Raw genomic sequence first — 567 nt, 5'->3', positions numbered from 1 at the left:
CCGGCGATCTGCGACGGATCGCGCACTTCTTCGCCATGACCACCCAGCATCTCGGCAAACTTGCCGTAAGGGATATCGCTCAGCAGATTGCCGACATTGCCGCGTTCTTCACCGTATTTCGCCAGTTGGCCGTAACGGATCTGGTTCATCGCCGAGTTATTGCCGATCACCGCGATATACGGCACGCCGAAACGATTCGCCGTTTCCATGTCGAACGAGGTCATGCTGAACGCGCCGTCGCCGTAGTAGCACAGCACTTCCTTCTCCGGATTGGCCAGCCCCGCCGCAATCGCAAAGCCGGTGCCCACACCCAGGCTGCCCAACGCGCCCGGATCCATCCATTGCCCCGGATTGCGCGGACGTACCGCCTGCGCCGAGATCGTCACCACGTCGCCGCCGTCGCCGATGTAGATCGTGTCGTCGTTCAGGAATTCATTGATTTCGTAGGCTACACGGTAAGGATGGATCGGCGAGCTGTTCGATTTGAACAAAGGCATCAGCTTCTCGGTCGCAATCGCTTCCTGCAGTTGCAGCTGTTTCATCCAGGCACGCCGCTTTTCCTGCGCG

The 567-nt window shown here is 59.4% G+C and carries 1 protein-coding gene; it reads right to left on the bottom strand.

Annotated elements, in window-relative coordinates; all coding sequences use genetic code 11:
- The coding region (locus KHU29_RS22060; RefSeq protein WP_246542444.1) for a thiamine pyrophosphate-dependent enzyme at positions 1 to 567 on the bottom strand (567 nt) is incomplete at both ends.

The sequence above is a fragment of the Collimonas antrihumi genome (genome assembly GCF_018304965.1).
Taxonomy (GTDB): Bacteria; Pseudomonadota; Gammaproteobacteria; order Burkholderiales; family Burkholderiaceae_D; genus Collimonas; species Collimonas antrihumi.
The sequence above is the reverse complement of the archived record's forward strand: the minus strand, read 5'-3'. Positions and strand labels throughout refer to the sequence as shown.